Origin of the sequence: Pseudomonas sp. C 49-2, from assembly GCF_003970195.1 — a bacterium.
Lineage (GTDB): Bacteria > Pseudomonadota > Gammaproteobacteria > Pseudomonadales > Pseudomonadaceae > Aquipseudomonas > Aquipseudomonas canadensis.
The window spans coordinates 113,281-138,702 of record NZ_RXYG01000007.1; the positions used below are offsets into that span (position 1 = coordinate 113,281).

The following is a 25,422-nucleotide window of genomic DNA, read 5'->3' on the forward strand; positions in this document are numbered from 1 at the left end:
TGTGCGTTCATTGTTCTGGCGCATCCTGGCCAGCTTCTGGCTGGCCATCGCCTTGGTTGCCGGGTTGTCGATCCTGCTGGGGCACATGCTCAATCAAGACGCCTGGATTCTCAGCCGTCACCCCGGCCTCAATAACCTGGCCGAAGAGTGGACCCAACTCTACGAAGCCCAGGGCGAGGATGCCGCCCAGGATATGCTGCAACAGCGCAAGCGCCAGTACCACATCGACGTACAAGTGCTGAATGAAAGCGGCGAGCCGGTGGTGCGCGGCACCTTTCCGCGCCGCGCCGCCGCTTTCGAAGCGCGCCAGAATGACAGCCAGGACGGCCACTTGCCCTGGCGCCGCCTGACCGCCGAGTACACCAGCGAAAAGACCGGCGACACCTACCTGCTGATCTACCGCATCCCCCACCCGGAACTCGACGCCTGGCACCGCAGCAGCCTTTTGTGGCCGTTGAGCGCGTTGGCAATTGCGCTGGTGGTGCTGACCCTGTTCAGCCTGTTCGTGACACTGTCCATCACCCGGCCCCTCAGCCGTTTGCGTGGCGCGGTGCATGACCTTGGCCAGGCCACCTATCAGCAAAACAGCTTGGCGCGCCTGGCCAACCGCCGCGATGAATTCGGCGTGCTGGCTACCGACTTCAACCGCATGGGCGCCCGCCTGCAAAGCCTGATCGGCAGCCAGCGCCAGTTGCTGCGCGACGTGTCCCACGAACTGCGCTCGCCCCTGGCACGTCTGCGTATCGCCCTGGCTTTGGCCGAACGCGCCAGCCCCGAAGAGCGGGAAAAACTCTGGCCGCGCTTGACCCGTGAATGCGACCGACTGGAAGCCTTGATCAGCGAAATCCTGGTACTGGCCCGTGTCGATGCCGACAACGCCAGCGCCGAAGAGGTCGACCTCACTTCCCTGCTCAAGACCCTGCAAAAGGACGCCCAACTCGGCGCGCCGGACCAGCTAGTGCAACTGAACGCCGAAACCGACCTGCACCTGAAGGGCTGGCCGACCATGATTGAACGCGCGTTGGATAACCTGCTGCGCAATGCCCAGCGCTTCAATCCACCGGGCCAGCCGATTGAACTGCACGCCCAGCGCCAGGGTGATCGGATCCTGATCAGCGTGCGCGACAACGGCCCCGGCGTTGAGGCCGAACACTTGAGCCAGCTCGGCGAACCCTTCTACCGCGCCCCCGGCCAGACCGCACAAGGCCATGGCCTGGGCCTGGCGATTGCGCGTCGCGCCGCCGAACGCCATGGTGGCAGCCTGATCTTGGCCAATCATCCTGACGGCGGTTTTGTTGCCAGTATCGACCTGCCGTTGGAACCTGGGGTTGTCACACCGGCCTGATGATCTTCTATAGTGGCCCTTCTCTTACGGAGGGCCTTTGATGACTGACCTGCTGACTCCCATCCAAGCCGCACTCGCTCTACCACAAACACCACTGACCTTTACCGAAGCCGGCGCCCTGCCCTCGACCTTCGCCGTGACTGAGCTGGCCAGCGCCAGCATCGGCGCTGCCGGCCAGGCGGTGGCGCAACTGATCCAGCAACAGACCGGGCGCCTGCCCAGCGTCAGCGTGGACCGGCGACTTGCGTCGTTCTGGTTTTCTTCTTCGATCCGCCCGGTTGGCTGGCAAGTACCGCCGCTATGGGACCCGGTGGCCGGCGACTATGCCAGCGCCGATGGCTGGATTCGACTGCACACCAATGCGCCCCATCACCGCGCGGCGGCTGAGCGTGTGCTGGGCAAGGTGACCGACCGGGCCGAAATGGCCGTCAAGGTCGCCAAATGGAACGCCGCCGAACTGGAGCAGGCGCTTGTCGATGAAGGGGGTTGCGCCGCGCAGATGCGTGAGTGGCAAGCCTGGCAGGCACATCCCCAAGGGCTGGCAGTGAATGCTGAGGAACTGGTGCAGCGCCAGACCTTTGCAACCACCACCCACAAGCCCTGGCTCGGCGCGGTTGCGCGGCCACTGGCGGGCCTCAAGGTATTGGACCTGACCCGCGTGTTGGCCGGCCCGGTAGCCAGCCGCTTTCTCGCAGGCCTGGGCGCTGACGTGCTGCGCATCGATTCGCCCACCTGGAATGAGCCCGGCGTAGTACCGGAAATGACCCTGGGCAAACGCTGCGCCCGCCTGGATTTGAAAAGCCCGGAAGGCCGGCAGGTTTTCGAAGGCCTGCTCAAGGAAGCCGACATCCTGTTCCACGGCTACCGCGCCGATGCCCTGGAACAGCTGGGTTACACCTCCGATGGACTGCAAACCCTCGCCCCCGGCCTGATCGACGTGAGCCTCAACGCCTATGGTTGGAGCGGCCCGTGGCGCAACCGTCGTGGTTTCGACAGCCTGGTGCAGATGAGCAGCGGAATCGCCGCCGCTGGCATGGCCTGGAAACAGACGGACAAACCGGTGCCCCTGCCGTTGCAGGCGCTGGATCACGCGACCGGGTATTTGATGGCGGCCAGTGCGATCCAGGCATTCAGTGAGCGGGTGAAAACCGGGCGGGGTGGTTCGGCGCGGTTGTCATTGGCGCGTACGGCGAAGTTGCTGGTAGAGGCGGGACAGGTGCCGGAGCAGCCAGCGTTGCGCGCCGAAGAGCCAGCAGATCAAGGCCTGTTGGCGGAGCAGACAGCCTGGGGCCCGGCACATCGATTGTTGCCACCGGTCGCTATCAGCGGCACGCCGTTGCAGTGGGACTTACCGGCTGGGGAATTGGGGTCGCACCGGCCGCAGTGGTGAGCTGACCACCGCTATCGCAGGCAAGCCAGCTCCCACAGGTGACCGCATTCCAATCAGGCAACTCGGTCAAGTGTGGGAGCTGGCTTGCCTGCGAAGAGGCCAGTACAGGCACTATCAATCCGACCTTTGCAACGACGTCCACAAATGCTGCGCCGCATACGCCCTGAGCGGGCGCCAAGCCTCAGCCCGCGCCAACAACTGCCGCGCCGAAACCGGCCCACCTTCCAACGCCACCAGCGCATTGATCAAGCCGATATCCCCCGACGCAAACGCATCCACCTCGCGCATCTGGCGCATGGCGATGTACTGCGCGGTCCAGTCGCCAATGCCCGGCAACGCCACCAACCGCGCCACACCGGCCTTGAGGCTGGCCTGGGGTTCGAACAATCGGGGATCATCCAGCAACGCCTGGGCCACACCCGACAAGGTCCGCCCACGCGCCTTGGGCATGCCCAGGGTCGCCAGGTCCGCCGCCGCCAACACCTCAGCAGCGGGGAACACATGGGTGATACCGACATGCGGCGTTGCCAACGGCTGACCGTAGTGCGCCACCAACTTGCCCGCCAGACGAATCGCGGCCACCACGGTGATTTGCTGGCCCAGCACCGCGCGAATCGCCAGCTCCAGACCCTCCCAGGTGCCCGGCACACGCAAGCCCGGGCGCGCTGCGACCAGTTGCGCCATCAATGGGTCCGTCGCCAGTTGCGGGTTGATCAACTGGGGTTGGGCATCCAGATCGAACATCGTGCGCAGACGCCGTTCGATCTCAGGCAACGCCGCCGCTTCTGGAAAATCCACCTTCACGTCTAGCCAATCGCCATCCCCCATTGCCACGCTGATCCAGCCGTGCTGCCCGCCGAGGCTGATACTGCGCCGGTACACCCCCGCCTCGACCGTCTCCATCCCGCCGATCGCCCGCGCCGACAGAAACCCCACCATTGCCGCCCAGTCGTAGGGCGGCTGATACGTCAGTCTCACAACGACAACACCCCGCTGTACAACCCATACGCCGCAAGCCCTGCGCCAGCGATCACGCAGCTGAAAATGCCTTTTTCCATGTGGGTAAACAAGGGTTGGTCCTGCTCACGCTTGGCGAGGGCAAACAGGATCACACCCGGCGCATACAACAGCGCCGACAGCAGCAGGTATTTCAAGCCCCCGGCATAGAGCAGCCACACGGCGTAGCCGAGGGCAATCAGACCCACCAGCAGGTCCTTCATGCGCTGGCCGTGGGCGCCTTCATAGGTTTCGCCGCGCCCGCTCAACAGCACCGCATAGGCGGCCGACCACAGGTAGGGCACCAGAATCATCGAGGATGCCAGGTAGATCAGGGTGGTGTAGGTGCTGTGGGAAAACAGCGTGATCACCAGGAAGACCTGGATCATCACGTTGGTCAGCCACAGCGCGTTGACCGGCACCTGGTTGACGTTTTCCTTTTTCAGGAAGGCCGGCATGGTCTTGTCCTGGGCCGTGGCGTAGAGGATTTCCGCACAGAGCAACGCCCAGGACAGCAAGGCGCCGAGCAGCGAAACCGCCAGGCCGATGCTGATCGCCATCGCGCCCCAGGGGCCGACGATATGTTCCAGCACACCTGCCAGGGACGGGTTCTGCAAGTGCGCGAGTTCCGGCTGGCTCATGATCCCCAGGGACAACACATTCACCAGCACCAGCAGTGCCAGCACGCCCAGAAAACCGATGACCGTGGCGCGGCCCACGTCCGAGCGTTTCTCGGCCCGCGCCGAGTACACGCTGGCGCCTTCGATGCCGATAAACACAAACACGGTGACGAGCATCATGTTGCGCACCTGGTCCACCACGCTGCCGATAGTCGGGTTACCCGCGCCCCAGATATCACGAGTGAAGATCTCTGCCTTGAATGCCACGCCGGCAATCACGATAAACATCAGCAGCGGCACGATCTTGGCCACGGTGGTGATCTGATTGATAAACGCGGCCTCCTTGATCCCACGCAGCACCAGAAAATGCACGGCCCACAGCAGCAAGGACGCGCAGCCGATGGCCACCGGCGTGTTGCCCTGACCGAATATCGGAAAAAAATAACCGAGGGTGCTGAACAGCAACACGAAGTAACCCACATTGCCCATCCAGGCGCTGATCCAGTAACCCCAGGCCGACGAGAAGCCCATGTAGTCGCCGAAGCCGGCCTTGGCATAGGCATACACGCCCGAGTCCAATTCAGGCTTGCGGTTGGCCAGGGTCTGGAACACGAAGGCCAGGGTCAACATACCCACGGCGGTGATCGCCCAACCGATCAGCACGGCGCCCACCTCGGCGCGTGCGGCCATATTCTGCGGCAACGAGAAAATCCCCCCGCCGATCATCGACCCCACTACCAGGGCGATCAGGGCACTGAGCCGAAGTTTCTGGGCGGGTTGGGACATGAACACTCCTGAATGAATAAAATGCTTTTAGCTGACAACTGTGCACTCAACTAATTAACCCAGCGAGTGTAGCGTTTATTAGAGACCGCGATAAAACACGGCGCCGATAACCCAAGGGCATGACAGTTTATAGGGTTTAGGCTTATTTAGAATTTAAATACAGCAACTACTTTGTCGTGTATTGGCTACTTATTGTCGCCTGTATGAAAAGTTTGCACATTCGGAAAAACGGACTAGCTTAAAACGTCCACACGTAGCACTAAATGATTAACCAATACCGCAGGGATCGCTCTGGAAAGCCCCTTTGCGCGGAAAACTATTGCCCACGGCTTTGCACCCTAAGTCATTAATTCACAATGGAATGTGCCAATGAAGTGATCTGAGTCAGCTGTTTGATTAGCGCACGGATTTATTCTGTGGTCTCTCTTCTCCTGCATTGGAGTTATGCGATGTCTGAATCTCCCGGAAAACTTCGATTGGGCGCACTGGTTGCACTTGTCGTCGGCTCAATGATTGGCGGCGGGATCTTCTCACTGCCGCAAAATATGGCCGCCAGTGCCGATGTCGGCGCCGTGTTGATTGGTTGGGTGATTACCGCCATCGGCATGCTGACCCTCGCGTTTGTGTTCCAGACCCTCGCCAACCGCAAACCCGACCTCGACGGCGGCGTGTATGCCTACGCCAAGGCCGGCTTCGGCGACTACATGGGCTTCTCTTCAGCCTGGGGCTACTGGATCAGCGCCTGGCTGGGCAACGTGGGGTACTTCGTACTCTTGTTCAGCACCCTCGGTTACTTCTTCCCGATCTTTGGCGAAGGCAATACCCCGGCAGCGGTGATCGGTGCGTCGGTGCTGCTGTGGGCCGTGCATTTCCTGGTGCTGCGCGGCATCAAGGAAGCGGCATTCATCAACCTAGTGACCACCGTCGCCAAGGTCGTGCCACTGGTGCTGTTCGTGTTGATCGCGCTGTTTGCATTCAAGCTGGACATCTTCACCGCTGACATCTGGGGCGTGAAAAACCCGGACCTGGGCAGTGTGATGAACCAGGTGCGCAACATGATGCTGGTCACCGTCTGGGTATTCATCGGCATCGAAGGCGCGAGCATCTTCTCGTCCCGTGCGGAAAAACGCTCCGACGTGGGCAAGGCCACGGTGATCGGTTTTATCACCGTACTGTTGTTCCTGATGCTGGTGAACGTGCTGTCCCTGGGCATCATGACCCAACCGGAACTGGCCAAGCTGCAAAACCCATCGATGGCCGCCGTGTTGGAACACGTGGTGGGCCACTGGGGCGCGGTGCTGATCAGCGTCGGCCTGATCATCTCGCTGTTGGGAGCGCTGCTGTCGTGGGTGCTGCTGTGTGCGGAGATCATGTTCGCCGCCGCCAAGGACCACACCATGCCGGAGTTCCTGCGCAAGGAGAATGCCAACCATGTGCCAGTCAACGCCCTGTGGCTGACCAACGCCATGGTGCAACTGTTCCTGGTGATCACGCTGTTTTCCGCCAGCACTTACCTGTCGCTGATCTACCTCGCCACCTCGATGATCCTGGTGCCTTACCTGTGGTCGGCGGCCTACGCCCTGTTGCTGGCGGTGCGCGGCGAGACCTACGAAAACGCGCTGAAAGAGCGCAAGAAAGACCTGTTCATCGGCGCCATCGCCCTGATCTACGCGATCTGGCTGCTGTATGCCGGCGGCACCAAATACCTGCTGCTCTCCGCCCTGCTCTATGCGCCCGGCGCGATTCTGTTCGCCAAGGCCAAGCGTGAACTGGGCAAACCGATTTTCACCAACGTCGAGAAGCTGATTTTCGCCGCAGTGGTCATGGGCGCCCTGGTGGCGGCCTATGGGCTCTACGACGGCTTCCTGACCCTGTAACACCTGAATCTTTTGTTCACTGGAGGATCTGTAATGACCACGGAAAAAGTGAAGTACGGCGTACATTCCGAAGCCGGCAAACTGCGCAAAGTCATGGTGTGCTCCCCAGGCTTGGCCCACCAGCGGCTGACCCCCAACAACTGCGATGAACTGCTGTTCGATGATGTGCTGTGGGTGGCCCAGGCCAAGCGCGACCATTTCGACTTTGTGACCAAGATGCGCGAGCGGGATATTGATGTGCTGGAAATGCACAACCTGCTCACTGACATCGTCGCCATCCCCGAAGCGCTGGACTGGATCCTGGAGCGCAAGATCACCGCCAACACCGTCGGCCTGGGCCTGGTGGATGAAGTCAGCTCCTGGCTGCGCAGCCTGGAGCCGCGCAAAATCAGCGAATTCCTGATTGGTGGCGTGTCGGCCGATGACCTGCCGAGCAGCTTCGGTGGCAAGACCATCGAGATGTTCCGCGACTTCCTCGGGCATTCCAGCTTCATCTTGCCGCCACTGCCCAACACCCAGTTCACCCGTGACACCACCTGCTGGATCTACGGCGGCGTCACGCTGAACCCGATGTACTGGCCGGCACGACGCCAGGAAACCCTGCTGGCCTCGGCCATCTACAAGTTCCACCCGGAGTTCACCAACGCCGACTTCCAGATCTGGTACGGCGACCCGGATCAGGAACACGGCGCTTCCACACTGGAAGGCGGCGACGTGATGCCCATCGGCAACGGCGTAGTCCTGATCGGCATGGGCGAGCGTTCGTCCCACCAGGCGATCGGCCAACTGGCGCGCAACCTGTTCAAGAACAAGGCGGTGGAGAAAGTCATCGTGGCCGGCCTGCCGAAATCCCGCGCGGCGATGCACCTGGACACCGTGTTCAGCTTCTGCGACCGCGACTTGGTCACCATCTTCCCCGAAGTGGTCAACCAAATCGTGCCGTTCACCCTGCGCCCGGATGAAAGCAAGCCACACGGCATCGACATCCAGCGCGAGAAAACCAACTTCCTCGAAACCGTCGCCGCAGCCCTCAACCTCAAGGCGCTGCGCGTCGTCGAAACCGGCGGCAACAGCTTCGCCGCCGAACGCGAGCAGTGGGACGACGGCAACAACGTGGTGGCCGTGGAGCCGGGCGTGGTGATCGGTTACGACCGCAACACCTACACCAACACCCTGCTGCGCAAGGCTGGTGTGGAAGTCATCACCATCAGTGCCGGTGAACTGGGCCGTGGCCGTGGCGGCGGCCACTGCATGACCTGCCCGATCATCCGCGACCCTATCGACTATTAATTTCCAGGCCTTGGCCGTCGCCCATAAGGCGCCGGCCAAGGGGATAACCTAAACAGAAGGAGATCCATCATGGCTTTCAACATGCGCAACCGCAGCCTGCTGTCGCTGATGCACCACACCACCCGCGAGCTGCACTACCTGCTGGACCTGTCCCGCGACCTCAAGCGCGCCAAGTACACCGGCACCGAGCGTCCGCACCTGAAGGGCAAGAACATCGCGCTGATCTTCGAAAAAACCTCGACCCGCACCCGCTGCGCCTTCGAAGTCGCGGCCCATGACCAGGGCGCCCACGTCACCTACATCGACCCGGTGTCGTCGCAGATCGGCCACAAGGAAAGCATGAAAGACACCGCCCGCGTATTGGGCCGGATGTTCGACGCCATCGAGTACCGTGGCTTCGAACAGGAAATCGTCGAGGAGCTGGCCAAGTTTGCCGGTGTGCCGGTGTTCAACGGCCTCACTGCTGAATTCCACCCGACCCAAATGATCGCCGACACCCTGACCATGCGCGAGCACAGCGACAAACCGCTGCATGACATCAGCTACGCCTACCTGGGTGACGCACGCTACAACATGGGCAACTCGCTGCTGATGATCGGCGCCAAGCTGGGCATGGACGTGCGCATCGGCGCGCCGAAAGCCCTGTGGCCGCACGAAGATTTCATCAAGCAATGCCAGGCGTTTGCCGAAGAAAGCGGCGCGCGTATCACCATCACCGAAGACCCGAAGGAAGCGGTGAAAGGCGTGGACTTCATCCACACCGATATCTGGGTGTCCATGGGCGAGCCGGTGGAAGCGTGGGACGAGCGCATCGAGCAACTGCTGCCGTACCAGGTCAACGCCAAGATGATGAAAGCCTCGGGTAACCCGCGCGTGAAGTTCATGCACTGCCTGCCGGCGTTCCACAACAGCGAAACCAAGGTGGGCAAGGACATCGCCGCGCGTTATCCAAATCTGGCCAATGGCGTGGAAGTGACCGAGGACGTGTTCGAGTCGCCGGCCAACATCGCGTTTGAGCAGGCGGAGAACCGCATGCATACCATCAAGGCGATTCTGGTGTCGGCACTCGCAGATATCTAACCCATCAAGCTGGCAATGCGATCCAATGTGGGAGCCGGGCTTGCCCGCGATAGCGGTATACCTGATACACCGCCATCGCAGGCAAGCCAGCTCCCACATTGGCCGCGTTCCTTCAGCCGAGCTTTTAGAAGGACATATGCTATGCGCATCGTCGTAGCCCTGGGCGGCAACGCCCTGCTCCGCCGTGGTGAACCCATGACGGCGGACAACCAACGCGCCAATATCCGCATCGCCACCGAACAGATCGCCAAGATTCATGCCGGCAACGAGCTGGTGATCGCCCACGGCAATGGCCCGCAAGTCGGCCTGCTGTCGTTGCAGGCGGCGGCCTACACCCAGGTGTCGCCGTACCCGCTGGACGTGCTCGGCGCCGAGACCGAAGGCATGATCGGTTACATCATCGAACAGGAACTGGGCAACCTGTTGGACTTCGAAGTGCCGTTCGCCACCCTACTCACCCAAGTCGAAGTGGACGCCAAGGACCCGGCCTTCCAGAACCCGACCAAGCCCATCGGCCCGGTGTACTCCAAAGCCGAAGCGGAAAAACTCGCCGCCGAAAAAGGCTGGGCCATTGCCCCGGATGGCGACAAGTACCGCCGCGTGGTCGCCAGCCCACGGCCCAAACGCATCTTTGAAATTCGCCCGATCACGTGGCTGCTGGACAAAGGCAGTATCGTGATTTGTGCCGGCGGCGGCGGCATTCCGACGATGTACGGCGAGGACGGCAAGCTGCGCGGCATTGAAGCGGTGATCGACAAAGACCTGTGTTCGTCGCTGCTGGCCAGCCAACTGGAAGCCGATTTGCTGGTGATCGCCACTGACGTCAACGCCGCTTTTATCGATTTCGGCAAACCCACCCAGAAAGCCATCGGCCAGGCCCACCCCGACGACATGGAAAAACTCGGCTTCGCCGCCGGTTCCATGGGCCCCAAGGTACAAGCCGCCTGCGAGTTCGCCCGCCAGACTGGCAAAACCGCCGTCATCGGTTCACTCTCGGACATCGAAGCCATCGTCCAGGGCAGCGCCGGTACGCGCATCAGCACGGCAACACCTGGCATCACCTATCTGTGAAGTAGAGGAGAGACGCCTATGGCCACCTTTGAACCGGGTCACTTGCACGTTGAACGTCACGCGCTGAACAAGGATGACTACAGCTACAACCTGTGCATCGACTACGAAGTCAGCCAGGATCCCAAGGAAGGCAAGGGGATGCTGTTCAAGCTGCATGGCTCGGTGCAGGGCAAGGACCTGAAGGAGGAGTTTTTCCTGCCCAAGGACCAGGCGTTCGACTTTGCCCGGCATGCGATGAACATCGCGCAGAAATACGGCATGCCGAAGATTGCCGTGTTGAACGGCTCGATGCACAAGCAGTACGACCAGATGTTCGAGGATGTGCGGCAACAGTTGGATGTGAAGGCCGGGGACCCGATCAAGCCTGAACACCTGGAATAAAGGTCACAACTCAGCTTCAACTGTGGGAGGGGGCAAGTCGAATCGTCGCACCGCCCCTCCCACATTTTGATCTCCAACATCTGCAAGGCATACTTGCCGCCTCCAGCTCCTCAGAATTGCCAGCCCCCCATGCGTATCCACGTCAGCTTCATCGACCGCGTCGGCATCACCCAGGAAGTCCTGGCCCTGCTCGGTGGGCGCAATCTCAACCTGGATGCGGTGGAGATGGTGCCGCCCAATGTCTACATCGACGCACCGACCCTCAGCGCCGAGGTGCTTGAAGAACTGCGCGACGCCCTTTTCAGCGTGCACGGCGTACAGGCCGTCACCGTGGTGGACATCCTCCCTGGCCAACGCCGCCACCTGCAACTCGACGCCCTGTTGGCCGCCATGACCGACCCGGTACTGGCGCTGGACAGCGCGGGCAAGATCCTGCTGGCCAACCCGGCGCTTATCGCCCTGTATGGGCGTGAGCCAGCCGGCGAAAGCATCAGCGAGCTGTTCAATGACCCGAAGCTACTCGACACCCTGCTGGAGCAAGGCTTCCGCTTGCCGCTGCGCGAGATCAGCGTCAACGGTCAGACCCTGCTGTTGGACGCCACGCCGATCACCGACGCCGGCGCCCTGCTCACCCTCTATCAGCCCAATCGCATCGGCGAACAACTGTCGGCGCTGCACCACGACCATGCCGAAGGGTTTGACGCGCTGCTCGGTGAATCCCCGGTCATCCGCACGCTAAAGGCCCGCGCGCAGCGGGTGGCGGCGTTGGATGCACCGTTGTTGATCCAGGGCGAAACCGGCACCGGCAAAGAGCTGGTGGCGCGCGCCTGCCATGCGATCAGCGCGCGCCACAGTGCGCCCTTCCTGGCGTTGAACTGCGCGGCGCTGCCGGAAAACCTCGCGGAAAGCGAGTTGTTCGGTTATGCGCCGGGCGCCTTTACCGGCGCTCAACGCGGTGGCAAGCCGGGGCTGATGGAGCTGGCCAACCAGGGCACGGTGTTTCTGGATGAGATCGGTGAGATGTCGCCGTACTTGCAGGCCAAGCTGCTGCGGTTTCTCAACGACGGTAGCTTCCGGCGCGTGGGCGGGGACCGTGAAGTGAAGGTCAATGTGCGCATCCTCAGCGCCACCCACCGCGACCTGGAAAAAATGGTCAGTGAAGGCACCTTTCGCGAAGACCTGTTCTATCGCCTCAACGTGCTGAACGTCGAAGTACCGCCGTTGCGCGCACGCGGCCAGGACATCCTGTTGCTGGCCCGCTACTTCATGCAGCAGGCCTGCGCGCAGATCCAGCGCCCGGTGTGCCGCCTGGCGCCTGGTACTTACCCGGCACTGCTGGGCAACCGCTGGCCGGGTAACGTGCGCCAATTGCAGAACGTGATCTTCCGCGCCGCAGCCATCTGCGAAAGCAGCCTGGTGGACATTGGCGACCTGGACATCGCCGGCACGTCAGTGGCGCGCCAGAGCGACGGTGAAATCGACAGCCTGGAGCAGGCGGTGGAAGACTTCGAGCGCAACCTGCTGGAAACGCTTTACACCAGCTACCCCTCGACCCGCCAACTGGCCAGCCGGTTGCAGACCTCGCACACGGCCATCGCCCATCGCCTGCGCAAATACGGCATTCCAAATAAGCCCTGAAGCCGAACACTGATCAAAATGTGGGAGCTGGCTTGCCTGCGATAGCGGTGGGCCAGGCACACCGCTATCGCAGGCAAGCCAGCTCCCACAGGAATTGCAATTCGAGCTTTAAGTTTTGGTCCAGGAACGACATCCAGTGTACTGAAAGCGCTACAGCGGAACGATTTCGCTACAACCTTGTTTTTTGCGCGCCATGCAAGGCTTTGATCCACATAGGCTTTTTTTCAGGCGCCCGAGTGTAGCGAAATCGCTACAGCCAACCGGCATATCGTCATAACCGTCTTATTTAACTCGTTGATTTATAACGACTTAACAACGTTGGCCGCGATATTGCTAAGCAACTCCTCATTATTCCAATCCCGTCCACCAGACGAATCTGGCCCTGAGGAGTTTCCATGAGCGAGTTGCGTTTCACTGAAGATCACGAATGGCTGCGCGCCGAAGCTGACGGCAGCGTCACCGTGGGTATCACCGCTTTCGCGCAGAACGCGCTGGGTGATGTGGTTTTCGTGCAACTGCCGGAGTTGCAGGCCTATGACAAGGGTGCCGAGGCGTCCACCGTTGAGTCGGTCAAAGCGGCCAGCGGCGTCTACATGCCTCTGGACGGTGAAGTCCTTGAAGTGAACGACAAATTGGATGGCAGCCCGGAGCTGGTCAACGAAGACCCGATGGGCGAAGGTTGGTTCTTCCGCTTTAAACCGGCCGATGCCGGTGCGGTCGCTAAACTGTTGGATCAGGACGCGTATGACCGCCTGATCAAAGCCAACGCTGAAGCCTGAGGAGCGCGCCATGTCTATCAACATCAGCACCGCCAACGAATTCATCGCCCGCCACATCGGCCCGCGCCAGGAAGATGAGCAGCAGATGCTCGCCAGCCTGGGCTTCGACTCCCTGGAAGCCCTGAGCGCCAGCGTGATCCCGGAAAGCATCAAGGGCACCAGCGTGCTCGGCCTGGAAGACGGCCTGAGCGAAGCCGACGCACTGGCCAAGATCAAGGCCATCGCCGGCAAGAACCAGCTGTTCAAGACTTACATCGGCCAGGGCTACTACAACTGCCACACGCCGTCGCCGATCCTGCGCAACCTGCTGGAAAACCCGGCCTGGTACACCGCCTACACCCCGTATCAACCCGAGATTTCCCAAGGCCGCCTGGAAGCGCTGCTGAACTTCCAGACCCTGATCAGCGACCTCACCGGCCTGCAGATCGCCAACGCATCCTTGCTCGACGAAGCCACCGCCGCCGCCGAAGCCATGACCTTCTGCAAGCGCCTGAGCAAGAACAAGGGCAGCAATGCCTTCTTCGCTTCGATCCACAGCCACCCGCAAACCCTCGACGTGCTGCGTACCCGTGCCGAGCCCTTGGGCATCGACGTGGTGGTGGGCGATGAACGTGAACTGACCGACGTCAGCCCGTTCTTCGGCGCCCTGCTGCAGTACCCGGCCAGCAACGGTGACGTATTCGACTACCGCGCACTGACCGAGCGCTTCCACGCCGCCAATGCCTTGGTGGCCGTGGCTGCCGACCTGCTCGCCCTGACCCTGCTGACCCCACCGGGTGAGTTCGGCGCCGACGTGGCCATCGGCAGCGCGCAACGCTTCGGCGTACCGCTGGGCTTTGGTGGCCCGCACGCGGCGTACTTCTCCACCAAGGATGCGTTCAAACGCGACATGCCGGGCCGTCTGGTCGGTGTGTCCGTGGACCGTTTCGGCAAGCCGGCCCTGCGCCTGGCCATGCAGACCCGCGAGCAACATATCCGCCGCGAGAAAGCCACGTCGAACATCTGCACCGCCCAGGTGCTGCTGGCGAACATCGCCAGCATGTACGCCGTGTACCATGGCCCTAAAGGCCTGACCCAGATTGCCCAGCGTGTGCACCAGCTGACCGCGATTCTGGCCAAGGGCCTGACCGCCCTGGGCTTGAAGGTCGAGCAGGAAAACTTCTTCGACACCATCACCCTCAACACCGGCGCCAACACTGCCGCGCTGCACGACAAGGCGCGCGCCCAGCGCATCAACCTGCGTGTGGTGGATGGTGAGCGTCTTGGTGTGTCGGTGGACGAAACCACCACCCAGGCCGATATCGAAACCCTGTGGGCAATCTTCGCCGACGGCAAGGCCCTGCCGGACTTCGCCGCCAAAGTAGACAGCACCCTGCCGGCCGCGCTGCTGCGCCAGTCGCCAGTCCTCAGCCATCCGGTGTTCAACCGTTATCACTCCGAAACCGAGCTGATGCGCTACCTGCGCAAACTGGCCGACAAGGACTTGGCGCTGGACCGCACCATGATCCCGCTGGGCTCGTGCACCATGAAGCTCAACGCTGCCAGCGAAATGATCCCGGTGACTTGGGCCGAGTTTGGCGCCCTGCACCCGTTCGCCCCGGCTGAGCAAAGCGCTGGCTACCTGGAGCTGACCTCCGACTTGGAGGCCATGCTCTGCGCCGCCACCGGTTATGACGCGATTTCCCTGCAGCCGAACGCCGGTTCCCAGGGCGAGTACGCGGGCCTGCTGGCCATCCGCGCCTATCACCAGAGCCGTGGCGATGAGCGCCGCGACATCTGCCTGATCCCCTCGTCGGCCCACGGCACCAACCCGGCCACCGCCAACATGGCGGGCATGCGCGTTGTCGTGACTGCGTGCGATGCACGCGGTAACGTGGACATCGAAGACCTGCGCGCCAAGGCCATCGAGCACCGTGACCATCTCGCCGCGCTGATGATCACCTACCCGTCCACCCACGGCGTGTTCGAAGAAGGTATCCGCGAAATCTGCGGCATCATTCACGACAACGGTGGCCAGGTGTACATCGATGGCGCCAACATGAACGCCATGGTCGGCCTGTGCGCACCAGGCAAGTTCGGCGGCGACGTGTCCCACCTGAACTTGCACAAGACCTTCTGCATCCCTCACGGCGGTGGTGGCCCGGGCGTTGGCCCGATTGGCGTCAAATCGCACCTCACGCCGTTCCTGCCCGGCCACGCGGCCATGGCGCGCAAGGAAGGCGCGGTGTGTGCGGCGCCGTTCGGCAGCGCGAGCATCCTCCCGATCACTTGGATGTACATCAGCATGATGGGCGGTGCGGGCCTCAAGCGCGCTTCGCAACTGGCGATCCTGAATGCCAACTACATCTCCCGTCGCCTCGAAGAGCACTACCCAGTGCTCTACACCGGCAGCAACGGCCTGGTGGCGCACGAATGCATCCTCGACCTGCGCCCACTCAAAGACAGCAGCGGCATCAGCGTAGACGACGTGGCCAAGCGCCTGATCGACTTCGGCTTCCATGCGCCGACCATGTCGTTCCCGGTGGCCGGCACCTTGATGATCGAGCCGACCGAAAGCGAATCCAAGGAAGAACTGGACCGCTTCTGCAACGCGATGATTGCCATCCGCGAAGAAATCCGCGCGGTGGAAAACGGCACCTTGGACAAGGACGACAACCCGCTGAAAAACGCGCCGCATACCGCCGCTGAACTGGTGAGCGAGTGGACCCATCCCTACACCCGCGAGCAAGCGGTGTATCCGGTGCCATCCTTGATCGAAGGCAAGTACTGGCCGCCGGTGGGGCGTGTCGACAACGTGTTTGGCGATCGCAACCTGGTGTGTGCGTGCCCATCGATCGAGAGCTACGCGTAACCTGAGGATGTACTCGGTGTAAATGTGGGAGCGGGCTTGCTCGCGAATGCGGGGATCAGTCACCAGGTGTATCAACTGAGAAACCGCTTTCGCGAGCAAGCCCGCTCCCACATTTGACCGAGTACACCTGATAAATAATAAGAAACCGGAGAACAACCATGTCTTTAAGCGTGTTCGACCTGTTCAAGATTGGCATCGGCCCCTCCAGCTCCCACACCGTCGGCCCGATGCGCGCCGCCGCTCGGTTCGTCGAGGGCCTCAAGCGTGACAACCTGCTGAGCGCTACCGCCGGCATCAAGGTGGAACTCTACGGATCGCTGGGCGCCACCGGCAAAGGCCACGGCAGTGACAAGGCTGTGTTGCTGGGCCTGGAAGGCGAACACCCGGACACCGTGAATACCGAAACCGTGGCCACCCGCCTGGCGCAGATGCGCAAGGACGGCCACTTGAATTTACTCGGCGAACACAGCATTGCGTTCAACGAGAAAGAACACCTGGCGATGATTCGCAAACCCCTCGCCTACCATCCCAATGGCATGATTTTCCGTGCCTTCGACGCCGCCAATATCCAGATCCGCAGCCGCGAGTACTATTCGGTCGGTGGTGGATTTGTGGTGGATGAAGACGCCGCCGGCGCCGACCGGATTGTCGAGGATGCCACACCGCTGACCTTCCCCTTCAAGCATGCCAAAGACCTCCTCGGCCATTGCACCACCTACGGGCTGTCCATCAGCCAGGTGATGCTGACCAACGAGAGCGCCTGGCGCCCGGAGGCGGAAACCCGCGCCGGGCTGCTGAAGATCTGGCAAGTGATGCAGGACTGTGTGGACGCGGGCTGTCGCAACGAAGGGATTCTGCCCGGCGGCTTGAAGGTCAAGCGTCGCGCCGCGGCCCTGCATCGCCAATTGTGCAAACACCCGGAGTCGGCGCTGCGCGACCCACTGTCGGTACTCGACTGGGTCAACCTTTACGCCCTGGCCGTCAACGAAGAAAACGCCAACGGCGGCCGCGTGGTTACGGCGCCCACCAACGGAGCGGCGGGCATCGTGCCGGCGGTGCTGCATTACTACATGCGCTTTATCCCCGGCGCGAACGAAGACGGTGTGGTGCGCTTTCTGCTCACCGCCGCTGCCATCGGAATTTTGTACAAGGAAAACGCGTCGATCTCCGGCGCGGAAGTTGGCTGCCAGGGTGAAGTCGGCGTGGCTTGCTCCATGGCAGCCGGCGCGTTGTGCGAAGTCTTGGGCGGCAGCGTTTCCCAGGTGGAAAACGCCGCCGAAATCGGCATGGAGCACAACCTCGGCCTGACCTGCGACCCGATTGGCGGGCTGGTGCAGGTGCCCTGTATCGAGCGCAATGCGATGGGCTCGGTCAAGGCGATCAATGCGGTGCGCATGGCCTTGCGCGGTGATGGGCAGCACTTTGTGTCCCTCGACAAGGTCATCCGCACCATGCGCCAGACCGGCGCCGACATGAAAAGCAAATACAAGGAAACCGCCCGTGGCGGTTTGGCGGTCAACATTATCGAGTGCTGACGCCCCAAGGCGCGCCAGCACGTTTTTCAGGAGCTGAATATGTCCACCGAAACCCTGTTGAAAACTCCATTGCACGCCCTGCACATCGAGCTGGGCGCACGCATGGTGCCCTTCGCCGGCTACGACATGCCGGTGCAATACCCGTTGGGCGTGATGAAGGAACACCTGCACACCCGTGATCAGGCCGGGCTGTTCGACGTGTCCCACATGGGCCAGATCCGCCTCACCGGGGCCAATGCTGCTAAAGCCTTGGAAACCCTGGTGCCGGTCGACATCATCGACCTGCCGGTGGGCATGCAGCGCTACGCGATGTTCACCAATGACCAGGGCGGTATTCTCGATGACCTGATGGTGGCGAACCTGGGTAACGACGAACTGTTCCTGGTGGTCAACGCCGCTTGCAAGGACCAGGACCTGGCACACCTGCGCCAGCATATCGGTGACCAGTGCACCATTGAGCCGCTGTTCGAAGAACGCGCACTCCTGGCCCTGCAAGGTCCGGCGGCGGTGAAGGTACTGGCGCGCCTAGCACCGGAAGTCACCAAGATGACCTTCATGCAGTTCGCCACGCTGCGTCTGCTGGGCGTGGACTGTTATGTCAGCCGTTCGGGCTACACCGGCGAAGACGGCTTCGAGATCTCCGTGCCTGCCGCCAATGCCGAAAGCCTCGCGCGCAGCCTGCTGGCCGAGACCGAAGTACAGGCCATCGGCCTGGGTGCCCGCGACTCGCTGCGCCTGGAAGCTGGCCTGTGCCTGTACGGCCACGACATGAACGCCGACACCACGCCAATCGAAGCCAGCCTGCTGTGGGCGATCTCCAAGGCCCGCCGTGCCGACGGTACGCGTGCCGGTGGCTTCCCGGGTGCGGACAACATCTTCACCCAGCAGCAAACCGGTGTGAGCCGCAAACGAGTAGGTTTGTTGCCACAAGAGCGCACGCCCGTACGTGAAGGCGCGGAAATCGTCGACGCAGACGGTACCGTGATCGGCAGCGTGTGCAGCGGTGGCTTCGGTCCGACCCTGGGCGGCCCGCTGGCCATGGGTTACCTGGACAGCGCATTCATCGCGCTGGATACCGAAGTGTCTGCGTTGGTACGTGGGAAAAAGGTGCCACTTCGTGTAAGTAAAATGCCATTTGTGCCGCAACGTTACTACCGTGGCTGATTGACTGTTTCTATAAGTAACGCGATTGCGTTAACGCGCACTAATTTGTAACGCAATCGCCATAAAACAGTGCACTCCCGATAGTCGTTCTTATAGGGACCAAGCTATAACAAGTGATCAACTCTATCGAATAAGTGGGATCCACTACATCCACCCAAGTGCCATAAGCCCTAGCAAAACCTGGGCTTTTGGCAGGGCTTGTTTTTTCTCTATTAGTTGGCGTAGAGTTTATCCACTGTGTTTGCATGGGTCGCTTGGAACCTGGACCTGGGCAGTAGCTGAAGTAGTTGCGCTACAACCCGTTCGACGTCTCTTACTTTCCTGCAACCCAGCCCAGTACTCTTTCATGCGAAAGGGGCTGTCATTAATTTCTAGCGTCAAAGGAAAGAAGAAAATGTCTGATCGTCAGAGCGGTACCGTCAAGTGGTTTAACGACGAAAAAGGGTTTGGTTTTATCACTCCAGAAAGCGGTCCGGATCTGTTCGTGCATTTCCGCGCTATTCAGGGCAACGGCTTCAAGAGCCTGAAAGAAGGCCAAAAGGTCACTTTCAAAGCCGTGCAAGGCCAGAAAGGCATGCAGGCTGACGAAGTACAAGCAGAAGGCTGATCCTTGCTGCGACAAAAAGCCCCTGATGGTGACATCAGGGGCTTTTTTATATGCGTATGCTCGTAAAATGGCTTTTTTAATCAGAGAGCCCTGCCATGTCAAAACCCCTGCTGAGCCCCCAAGGCGAGTTCCCCGCCGTTGGCCTGGGCCGTCGTCTGGCAGCGATGTTCTATGACTTCCTGTTGTGCACTGCCCTGCTGATCGTCACGGCGTTTATCTACAAGCTGATCTGGATCGCGTTTGTCGGCGAGGCGAAGATGCGCACCCTCACCGAATCCGGCGCGCTGGACGGCGACCCGTTGTTGTCGACGATTCTATTGTTTGTGCTGTTCGGCTTCTTTGCCAAGTTCTGGACCCATTCCGGGCAGACCCTGGGCATGCAGGTGTGGGGCGTGCGCGTACAGAACGCTGACGGCTCGCGCATCAGCCTGTGGCAGGCGCTGTTGCGCTTTGTGGTGTCGATTGCGTCGTGGTTGTGCGTGGGGCTGGGGTTTATCTGGTCGCTGGTGGATAAGCGCAAACGCAGCTGGCATGACATCTATTCCGACAGCCAGCTGGTTCGTATCCCCAAACAGAAAAAGTAACCGGCTCCTGCAAGGTTATGCGTTGCCGGCCAGCTTGAGGCGGGCGGCCTGGGTGAAATCCAACATGCGCTTGAGCGGGCGCACTGCCTGCGGAATCACGGACGGCTCGACGAAGATCTCGTTGCTGCCCTCACGCAGGCACTGCAGCGTGCGCTCCAGCGTGTTCATCGCCATCCACGGGCAATGTGCGCAACTGCGGCACGCGGCGCCGTTGCCGGCGGTAGGCGCCTCGACAAAGACCTTATCCGGACACAGCTGCTGCATCTTGTAGAAAATGCCGCGGTCAGTGGCGACGATGAAGGTTTTGTTCGGCAGGCGCTGAGCGGCAGCAATCAATTGACTGGTCGAACCTACGGCATCCGCCAATTCGATCACCGCCGTCGGCGACTCAGGGTGCACCAAAATCGCTGCATCCGGGTACAACGCCTTCATGTCTTCAAGCTGCTTGGACTTGAACTCTTCGTGGACGATGCAGGCACCGTCCCACAGCAGCATGTCGGCACCGGTCTGACGCTGGATATAGGTGCCCAGGTGCTTGTCCGGCCCCCAGATAATCGTCTCGCCGTTGTCCATCAGGCTTTCGACGATTTCCAATGCACAACTGGAAGTCACCACCCAATCCGCCCGGGCTTTGACCGCCGCCGAGGTGTTGGCGTACACCACCACGGTGCGCTCGGGATGCTGGTCGCAGAACGCCGAGAATTCCTCCACCGGGCAACCCAGGTCCAGGGAACACGTGGCTTCCAGGGTGGGCATGAGGATGCGTTTTTCCGGGGTGAGGATCTTGGCGGTTTCGCCCATGAAACGCACGCCGGCGACCAATACGGTCTTGGCCGGGTGGGCGGCGCCGAAGCGGGCCATTTCCAGGGAGTCGGAGACGCAGCCGCCGGTTTCTTCGGCCAGGGCCTGGATCACCGGATCACAGTAGAAGTGGGCAACCAGCACCGCGTCTTGAGCCTTGAGCTCGGCGGCGATGGCAGTACGCAGGTTCGCCTCTTCTGCGGCGCTGAGGGCCTTGGGCTGCTTGGCGTCGAGATGGGCTTGAACCAGAAGGCGTTCGGAAATTTGCGTCATGTTCGCAAGACCTGCAGGCGCAGTTGCGCGAAAGTCGAGTGTACCACCGGCTCTGGAGCCCTTCGGGCGCCGCCGGACGAAGTGATTGTGTTCATCAAGCACGGGTTAAAGTGAAGCTGCGCAAGGCTACAGAATATCCAAGGCTTTCAAAAGCCTAATCTGGCATTCGCCGGTGCGTCTGTCGGGCAAAAAAAAGGCGCCTCCATCACTGGAGGCGCCTTTTTTACAGCCGTATCAGCGTGCCAGTGCGGACGGATCTTCCTGCAACATTACCGAAGCATGCAGGCTGGCCAGGGCTTCCTTAACAGTGGACTCCTCCAGCGCATCCTTGGACTTCTTGCTTTCCTTGGCGGCGTATTCGAGCAGCACCAGGTAGTCGCGCTTGACCGACGCCTCTTTCGGCACCGTGGTGTCTTCCACCAACTTGCCCATCACATACTGCTGCGTGCGGGTGTTCTGGCTGGCACTTTGATCGAGGGTTGCCCTGGCTAGCAGGCCGTCCTTGTAGGAGAGCTTGGCCGAGCTGCTGGCCTTGTCCTGCACTTGTATGTAGCGATAGTTCTGCGACTCTGCGTTGCCGTCCAGGGCAGGCGCTTTGCCGCCCTTGAGCCCTTTATGGAAACTCGCGGACAGGCTCGACTGCTGGTCCTGGCTGACACTGCGATCCAAGGTGCTGGTGCCGCCGACGCGGGTCTTTTGCGAAACCTCATAGGCGAAACTGTCCACCTCAGACGGACGCATCGGGTTCGGCGATTCGCTGGCCTGTTTGATGGATGCCTTGAAGTCCGCCAAGCCGGTCAGCAAGCCCTGATCGGTTGAGTTGCGCGTCAACGCTTCGGGCAGAGTAACGCCCTGTGGATAATGGCTATTCATGGCGCTGAAGGCGTCTTTGAACATCGCCATCAGCTCTGGCTTGGCACTGCCGCGCTCCTGTGCCCGGTCGAATTGGGCGAGATAGCTTTGCAGGGCCTTGGCCTGTTGCTTGGCGTTGCCGAGGATCGCGGCGTTTTTCAGGTCGACGGCCAGGTTCAACTCGCCGAGCGGCCCCCCCATGCGGGTGGTGCGGCTTTGGCTGTCGGCATGGAACGCCAGGCTCAGGTCCTGGCCGTCCAGGGATTTGAGCTTGGCATTGAGGTCCACCGACGCCAGCAACTTGGTATCAAACTGCGTCAGTTGGCTCAGGTCGAGCTTCGGCGGCGTTGCCGTCAATCCATCCACGGCGGACTGGAAGGCGCTGCCCAGTTTGCCGACGGCCTTGAGCTCCTCATCGCTCAAGGTGCCACCGTCTACCGTGGCCTGCACACCCAGGCCATCGGTCTGGCTCGAGAGGCTGAAGGTGACGGTCTTGCCGCTGGCCGTCTTGATGCTGAGGCTGACCAGGTTGTCGGCCTTAGTGTGCAGCAGACCCTGATCAACTTTGATTTCACCTGCGTTCGCCGCGCGGTCGGCACTCGCGAACATCACCGACTGGGAAACCCCTGCCCCGCCCTTGGCGAACTGCGCAATCAGGCCAGCGCCCAAGCCACTGAAGCGGTTGGCCGTCGACTGCGAATTGAAGTTGGCGTTGAGCGATTTGCTGAGCGCGTCCTGGCTGTCACTTTCCCAGGCGCGCACGGTCTCTTGACCCGGTAATTGCCCGCGACGGGAATAGGTGTCGGAAAGCGTATCGGAGACGACGTTGCCCAGGCTGACGACTGAAGAGGGCCTCTTCAGGCTGACTTCAATGTTGTGCGTCTGGGTTGCAGGCGGCGTTTCTGTCGGACGGGCGATAAGCGTATTGCCGGTATTAATAGGCGAAAGCGTGGTCATGACGATCCCTGTCTTGAGCTGGACAATGCTCAATTTAACCAAGACTTCGATCGATTGACAGCACATAGATAGCAAAGAGCCACGCCAAAAAGCTGGCTCCTTGCGGTTTTGCGAACATCAGAAGCGGTAAGTCACCGACCCGCCGAAGCCATTGGCGCTGTTCTCGTACTTAGCATCGTAGGTCAGGCCCACCTGGGAAAGGTTCTGATGGACCTTGATCGGCTCTTCCTTGAGGTAGGAATACGCCACATCGAAGGTCAGGTTGTCGACAGGCGTCCACCCGGCGCCCAGGCTGAAAACAGTGCGGTCACCCGTAGGAATCCGCACGGAACGGTCGGTGTTATTGGTCGGCGTCTGGTCCACCGAGAAGCCGGTCCGTAGCACCAGTTGTTTGTTGACCCGATACGCCGCGCCGATGGCGTGGGACCAGGTGTCATGCCAGTGCTGTTGCTCGGTGATCGAGCCAAGGCCACCAAATTGAGCAGTGAGATCGGACACGCCATCGTTGTTGATCGTGATCTTCTTCAACTGGCTCCAACGGGTGTAGGTGCTGCCGAGGTAGAGGGTCCAGTCGTCATTCAGTTGATGGGTAACCGAGAAATCCACCGAGGATGGCGTGGTGACGTTCAAGCTGGCGTCATAGTGCTGGGGCCCACCGTCGAAGGCATCGGAAATCACCCCGGAGGCGTGGGTCTTGCCGGTGAGGTGGTAGACCACCTGCGAGTGGTAGGTCACGCCGATACGCGTACTTTCGAGGGGTTGCACCAGGATACCGGCGTTGAACCCGGTGGCGTTGTCATCACCTTTGACTTTCACGCTTTCGCCAGCGCCGCCACCCAGTGGCACATTGGAATCCAGCTCGCCGCTGATGCGGTTGAAGGTCGGGCCAAAGCCTACCGAAATCTTGTCGTTGAATGCGTAGCTGACGGTGGGCTGCACGGTGATGACCGACACCTTGCTCTTGTTGCCGAAGCCATTGCCTTGGAAGCTGTGCTCATAGTCGGTCACCAGGCCGAACGGCGCATAGATACCTAAACCGAACGCCCAGTGCTCATCGATAGGCGTGACCAGATACCCCATCGGCACGGCAATGCCGGGCACCATATCGCCCTTGTTGGTGCCTGGGTTGTCGGCACCGAACTGTGAGGAACTGGCGTCCTTGATGTTGGTTTTGGCATCAAGGTAAGTCGCACCGAGGCTGACTTCATTCTGCTTCAGGCGAGACATACCGGCGGGGTTGCCGAACACGGTACTGGCGTCTTCGGCCGATGAGGAACGACCAGCATAACCCGTGCCCATTGAACTGATACTTTGTTCATTGAGCGCGAAACCACCGGCGAACAGCTGGGTTGAGGCAAGGGAAACGGCGAGCGCCAAGGCGCCTTTAAGAGTTTTGTTATTCATTATTAGGACTCGAATTGTGGGGCAGCGACGAGGAAGCTACCAACGTTCGAGCGAGGGGTTTATGAAGAGTTTTTCATGCGGGTGATTGTCGGACAATCCTAGGGAATTCAAAGACTTTAACTGTTTTTTCATCCCCAATAATGACCTTGAAGCCCGATCATGACCCAGTGGTTTTGAACAGAGCCTGACAATGGCCCGGATACAAAAAACCCCAGGCACTTCGTATGCCTGGGGCTTTCTCTGTATTCCAACAGGCAAAAAAAAACCCGGAAATCCTCACTTGCGTGGGCCTTCCGGATTTTCTAAACCGCCAAAAATGGTGGGTCGTGTGGGATTCGAACCTACGACCAATTGGTTAAAAGCCAACTGCTCTACCAACTGAGCTAACGACCCGCTGTGTGGTGGCGCGTATAATACTGATTTCTAAGGATTATTCAACACCTTATTTGAAATAAATCAGAAATAACGCGTTGGGTCAGTAATTCCGGCCGCTTGGAAGCCTTCTGCACGCAGTCGGCAGCTGTCGCATTTCCCACAAGCACGGCCGTCATCGTCTGCCTGATAGCAGGAAACAGTCAGCGAATAATCGACGCCAAGTCCTACGCCCGCCTTCACGATATCGGCCTTGCTCAGGTTTTGCAGCGGCGCCAGGATACGGAAGCCCTGCCCTTCTACACCGGCCTTGGTCGCCAGGTTGGCCATGCGCTCGAACGACTCGACGAACTCTGGGCGGCAGTCCGGGTAACCGGAGTAATCCACTGCATTGACGCCGATGAAGATGTCGCGAGCGTTGAGCACTTCTGCCCAGCCTAGGGCCAGGGACAGGAACACGGTGTTGCGTGCCGGCACGTAGGTCACCGGGATGCCTTCGCTGGGCGCTTCCGGCACATCGATGCTGCTGTCGGTCAGCGCCGAGCCGCCGATGCCGTTGAGGTTCAGGCCGATCACCTTGTGCTCGACCACGCCCATCTCACGGGCGACACGCGCGGCGGCGTTCAGCTCGGCGCGGTGACGCTGGCCGTAGTCGAAGCTCATGGTGTAGCAGCTGTAGCCTTGCGCCTGGGCCATGGCCACCACGGTGGCCGAGTCGAGGCCGCCGGACAGCAGGATTACCGCGCGTTTTTGATCCATGGTGTGTTCA

At 60.8% G+C, this 25,422-nt stretch carries 20 protein-coding genes and 1 tRNA gene; 14 read left to right on the top strand and 7 right to left on the bottom strand.

Going from position 1 to position 25,422, the window contains the following annotated elements; translation table 11 throughout:
- Nucleotide 1 precedes the first annotated feature (1 nt).
- The gene (locus EJ576_RS15735) at nt 2-1,345 is read left to right on the top strand and encodes a HAMP domain-containing sensor histidine kinase (RefSeq protein WP_126570679.1); all 1,344 of its coding nucleotides are present in this window, start codon (nt 2-4) and stop codon (nt 1,343-1,345) included.
- A 40-nt stretch (nt 1,346-1,385) separates the two neighbouring features.
- Nucleotides 1,386-2,735 carry a CoA transferase gene (locus EJ576_RS15740; protein ID WP_122728551.1) on the top strand — a complete coding sequence of 450 codons (1,350 nt, stop codon included), beginning with the start codon at nt 1,386-1,388 and terminating at the stop codon, nt 2,733-2,735.
- A gap of 114 nt (nt 2,736-2,849) precedes the next feature.
- Here EJ576_RS15740 and EJ576_RS15745 read toward each other — a convergent pair whose 3' ends face one another.
- Nucleotides 2,850-3,713 carry a DNA-3-methyladenine glycosylase gene (locus EJ576_RS15745; protein WP_126570680.1) on the bottom strand — a complete coding sequence of 288 codons (864 nt, stop codon included), beginning with the start codon at nt 3,711-3,713 and terminating at the stop codon, nt 2,850-2,852.
- Complete coding sequence (gene arcD, locus EJ576_RS15750) at nt 3,710-5,137, bottom strand: arginine-ornithine antiporter (RefSeq protein ID WP_123478517.1); 1,428 nt, start codon at nt 5,135-5,137, stop codon at nt 3,710-3,712. Before arcD (EJ576_RS15750) ends, EJ576_RS15745 begins: the two co-directional genes overlap by 4 nt.
- A gap of 449 nt (nt 5,138-5,586) precedes the next feature.
- Between arcD (EJ576_RS15750) and arcD (EJ576_RS15755) the strand changes: the two genes are divergently transcribed.
- The 12 genes from arcD (EJ576_RS15755) (at nt 5,587) to EJ576_RS15810 (ending at nt 19,994) form a co-directional block, all read left to right on the top strand.
- Nucleotides 5,587-7,014: an arginine-ornithine antiporter gene (gene arcD / locus EJ576_RS15755; protein ID WP_126570681.1), complete on the top strand. Its 1,428-nt coding sequence runs from the start codon at nt 5,587-5,589 to the stop codon at nt 7,012-7,014.
- Between the two features lie 33 nt (nt 7,015-7,047).
- The gene (gene arcA, locus EJ576_RS15760) at nt 7,048-8,304 is read left to right on the top strand and encodes an arginine deiminase (RefSeq protein ID WP_122728559.1); all 1,257 of its coding nucleotides are present in this window, start codon (nt 7,048-7,050) and stop codon (nt 8,302-8,304) included.
- 69 nt (nt 8,305-8,373) lie between these two features.
- Entirely contained in the window at nt 8,374-9,384 is a 1,011-nt protein-coding gene (locus EJ576_RS15765) for an ornithine carbamoyltransferase (protein ID WP_016973242.1), read from the top strand.
- Nucleotides 9,385-9,525: 141 nt separating this feature from the next.
- On the top strand, nt 9,526-10,455 hold the full coding sequence (gene arcC, locus EJ576_RS15770) for a carbamate kinase (RefSeq protein ID WP_068935003.1): 930 nt from the start codon (nt 9,526-9,528) through the stop codon (nt 10,453-10,455).
- 18 nt (nt 10,456-10,473) lie between these two features.
- Nucleotides 10,474-10,836, top strand: coding sequence for a DUF5064 family protein (locus EJ576_RS15775; RefSeq protein ID WP_122728561.1), 363 nt, complete (start codon nt 10,474-10,476; stop codon nt 10,834-10,836).
- A gap of 129 nt (nt 10,837-10,965) precedes the next feature.
- On the top strand, nt 10,966-12,474 hold the full coding sequence (locus EJ576_RS15780) for a sigma-54-dependent transcriptional regulator (RefSeq protein WP_122728563.1): 1,509 nt from the start codon (nt 10,966-10,968) through the stop codon (nt 12,472-12,474).
- Nucleotides 12,475-12,869: 395 nt separating this feature from the next.
- Nucleotides 12,870-13,253 carry a glycine cleavage system protein GcvH gene (gene gcvH, locus EJ576_RS15785; protein ID WP_010208126.1) on the top strand — a complete coding sequence of 128 codons (384 nt, stop codon included), beginning with the start codon at nt 12,870-12,872 and terminating at the stop codon, nt 13,251-13,253.
- A 10-nt stretch (nt 13,254-13,263) separates the two neighbouring features.
- Entirely contained in the window at nt 13,264-16,104 is a 2,841-nt protein-coding gene (gcvP, locus tag EJ576_RS15790) for an aminomethyl-transferring glycine dehydrogenase (protein WP_126570682.1), read from the top strand.
- 158 nt (nt 16,105-16,262) lie between these two features.
- A complete protein-coding gene (locus EJ576_RS15795) occupies nt 16,263-17,639 on the top strand; it encodes an L-serine ammonia-lyase (RefSeq protein ID WP_068935009.1) in 1,377 nt (458 codons plus the stop codon).
- Nucleotides 17,640-17,678: 39 nt separating this feature from the next.
- Nucleotides 17,679-18,803 (top strand): glycine cleavage system aminomethyltransferase GcvT, encoded by a 1,125-nt coding sequence (gene gcvT, locus EJ576_RS15800; protein ID WP_068935011.1) that lies wholly within the window; start codon nt 17,679-17,681, stop codon nt 18,801-18,803.
- Between the two features lie 394 nt (nt 18,804-19,197).
- Nucleotides 19,198-19,410, top strand: coding sequence for a cold-shock protein (locus EJ576_RS15805; RefSeq protein WP_034109143.1), 213 nt, complete (start codon nt 19,198-19,200; stop codon nt 19,408-19,410).
- A gap of 95 nt (nt 19,411-19,505) precedes the next feature.
- Nucleotides 19,506-19,994 carry an RDD family protein gene (locus EJ576_RS15810; RefSeq protein ID WP_122728567.1) on the top strand — a complete coding sequence of 163 codons (489 nt, stop codon included), beginning with the start codon at nt 19,506-19,508 and terminating at the stop codon, nt 19,992-19,994.
- 15 nt (nt 19,995-20,009) lie between these two features.
- Here EJ576_RS15810 and nadA read toward each other — a convergent pair whose 3' ends face one another.
- The 5 genes from nadA to queC all read right to left on the bottom strand — a co-directional run bounded on the left by nadA (nt 20,010) and on the right by queC (nt 25,412).
- Nucleotides 20,010-21,068: a quinolinate synthase NadA gene (gene nadA / locus EJ576_RS15815; protein WP_068935015.1), complete on the bottom strand. Its 1,059-nt coding sequence runs from the start codon at nt 21,066-21,068 to the stop codon at nt 20,010-20,012.
- A gap of 234 nt (nt 21,069-21,302) precedes the next feature.
- The gene (locus EJ576_RS15820; protein WP_256656613.1) at nt 21,303-22,877 is read right to left on the bottom strand and encodes a lactate dehydrogenase; all 1,575 of its coding nucleotides are present in this window, start codon (nt 22,875-22,877) and stop codon (nt 21,303-21,305) included.
- A gap of 117 nt (nt 22,878-22,994) precedes the next feature.
- Nucleotides 22,995-24,281: an OmpP1/FadL family transporter gene (locus EJ576_RS15825; RefSeq protein WP_122728569.1), complete on the bottom strand. Its 1,287-nt coding sequence runs from the start codon at nt 24,279-24,281 to the stop codon at nt 22,995-22,997.
- 317 nt (nt 24,282-24,598) lie between these two features.
- Nucleotides 24,599-24,674, bottom strand: a tRNA-Lys gene (locus tag EJ576_RS15830).
- A 63-nt stretch (nt 24,675-24,737) separates the two neighbouring features.
- Nucleotides 24,738-25,412, bottom strand: a complete 675-nt coding sequence (gene queC, locus EJ576_RS15835) for a 7-cyano-7-deazaguanine synthase QueC (protein ID WP_028617741.1) — start codon at nt 25,410-25,412, stop codon at nt 24,738-24,740.
- Nucleotides 25,413-25,422: the final 10 nt, after the last annotated feature.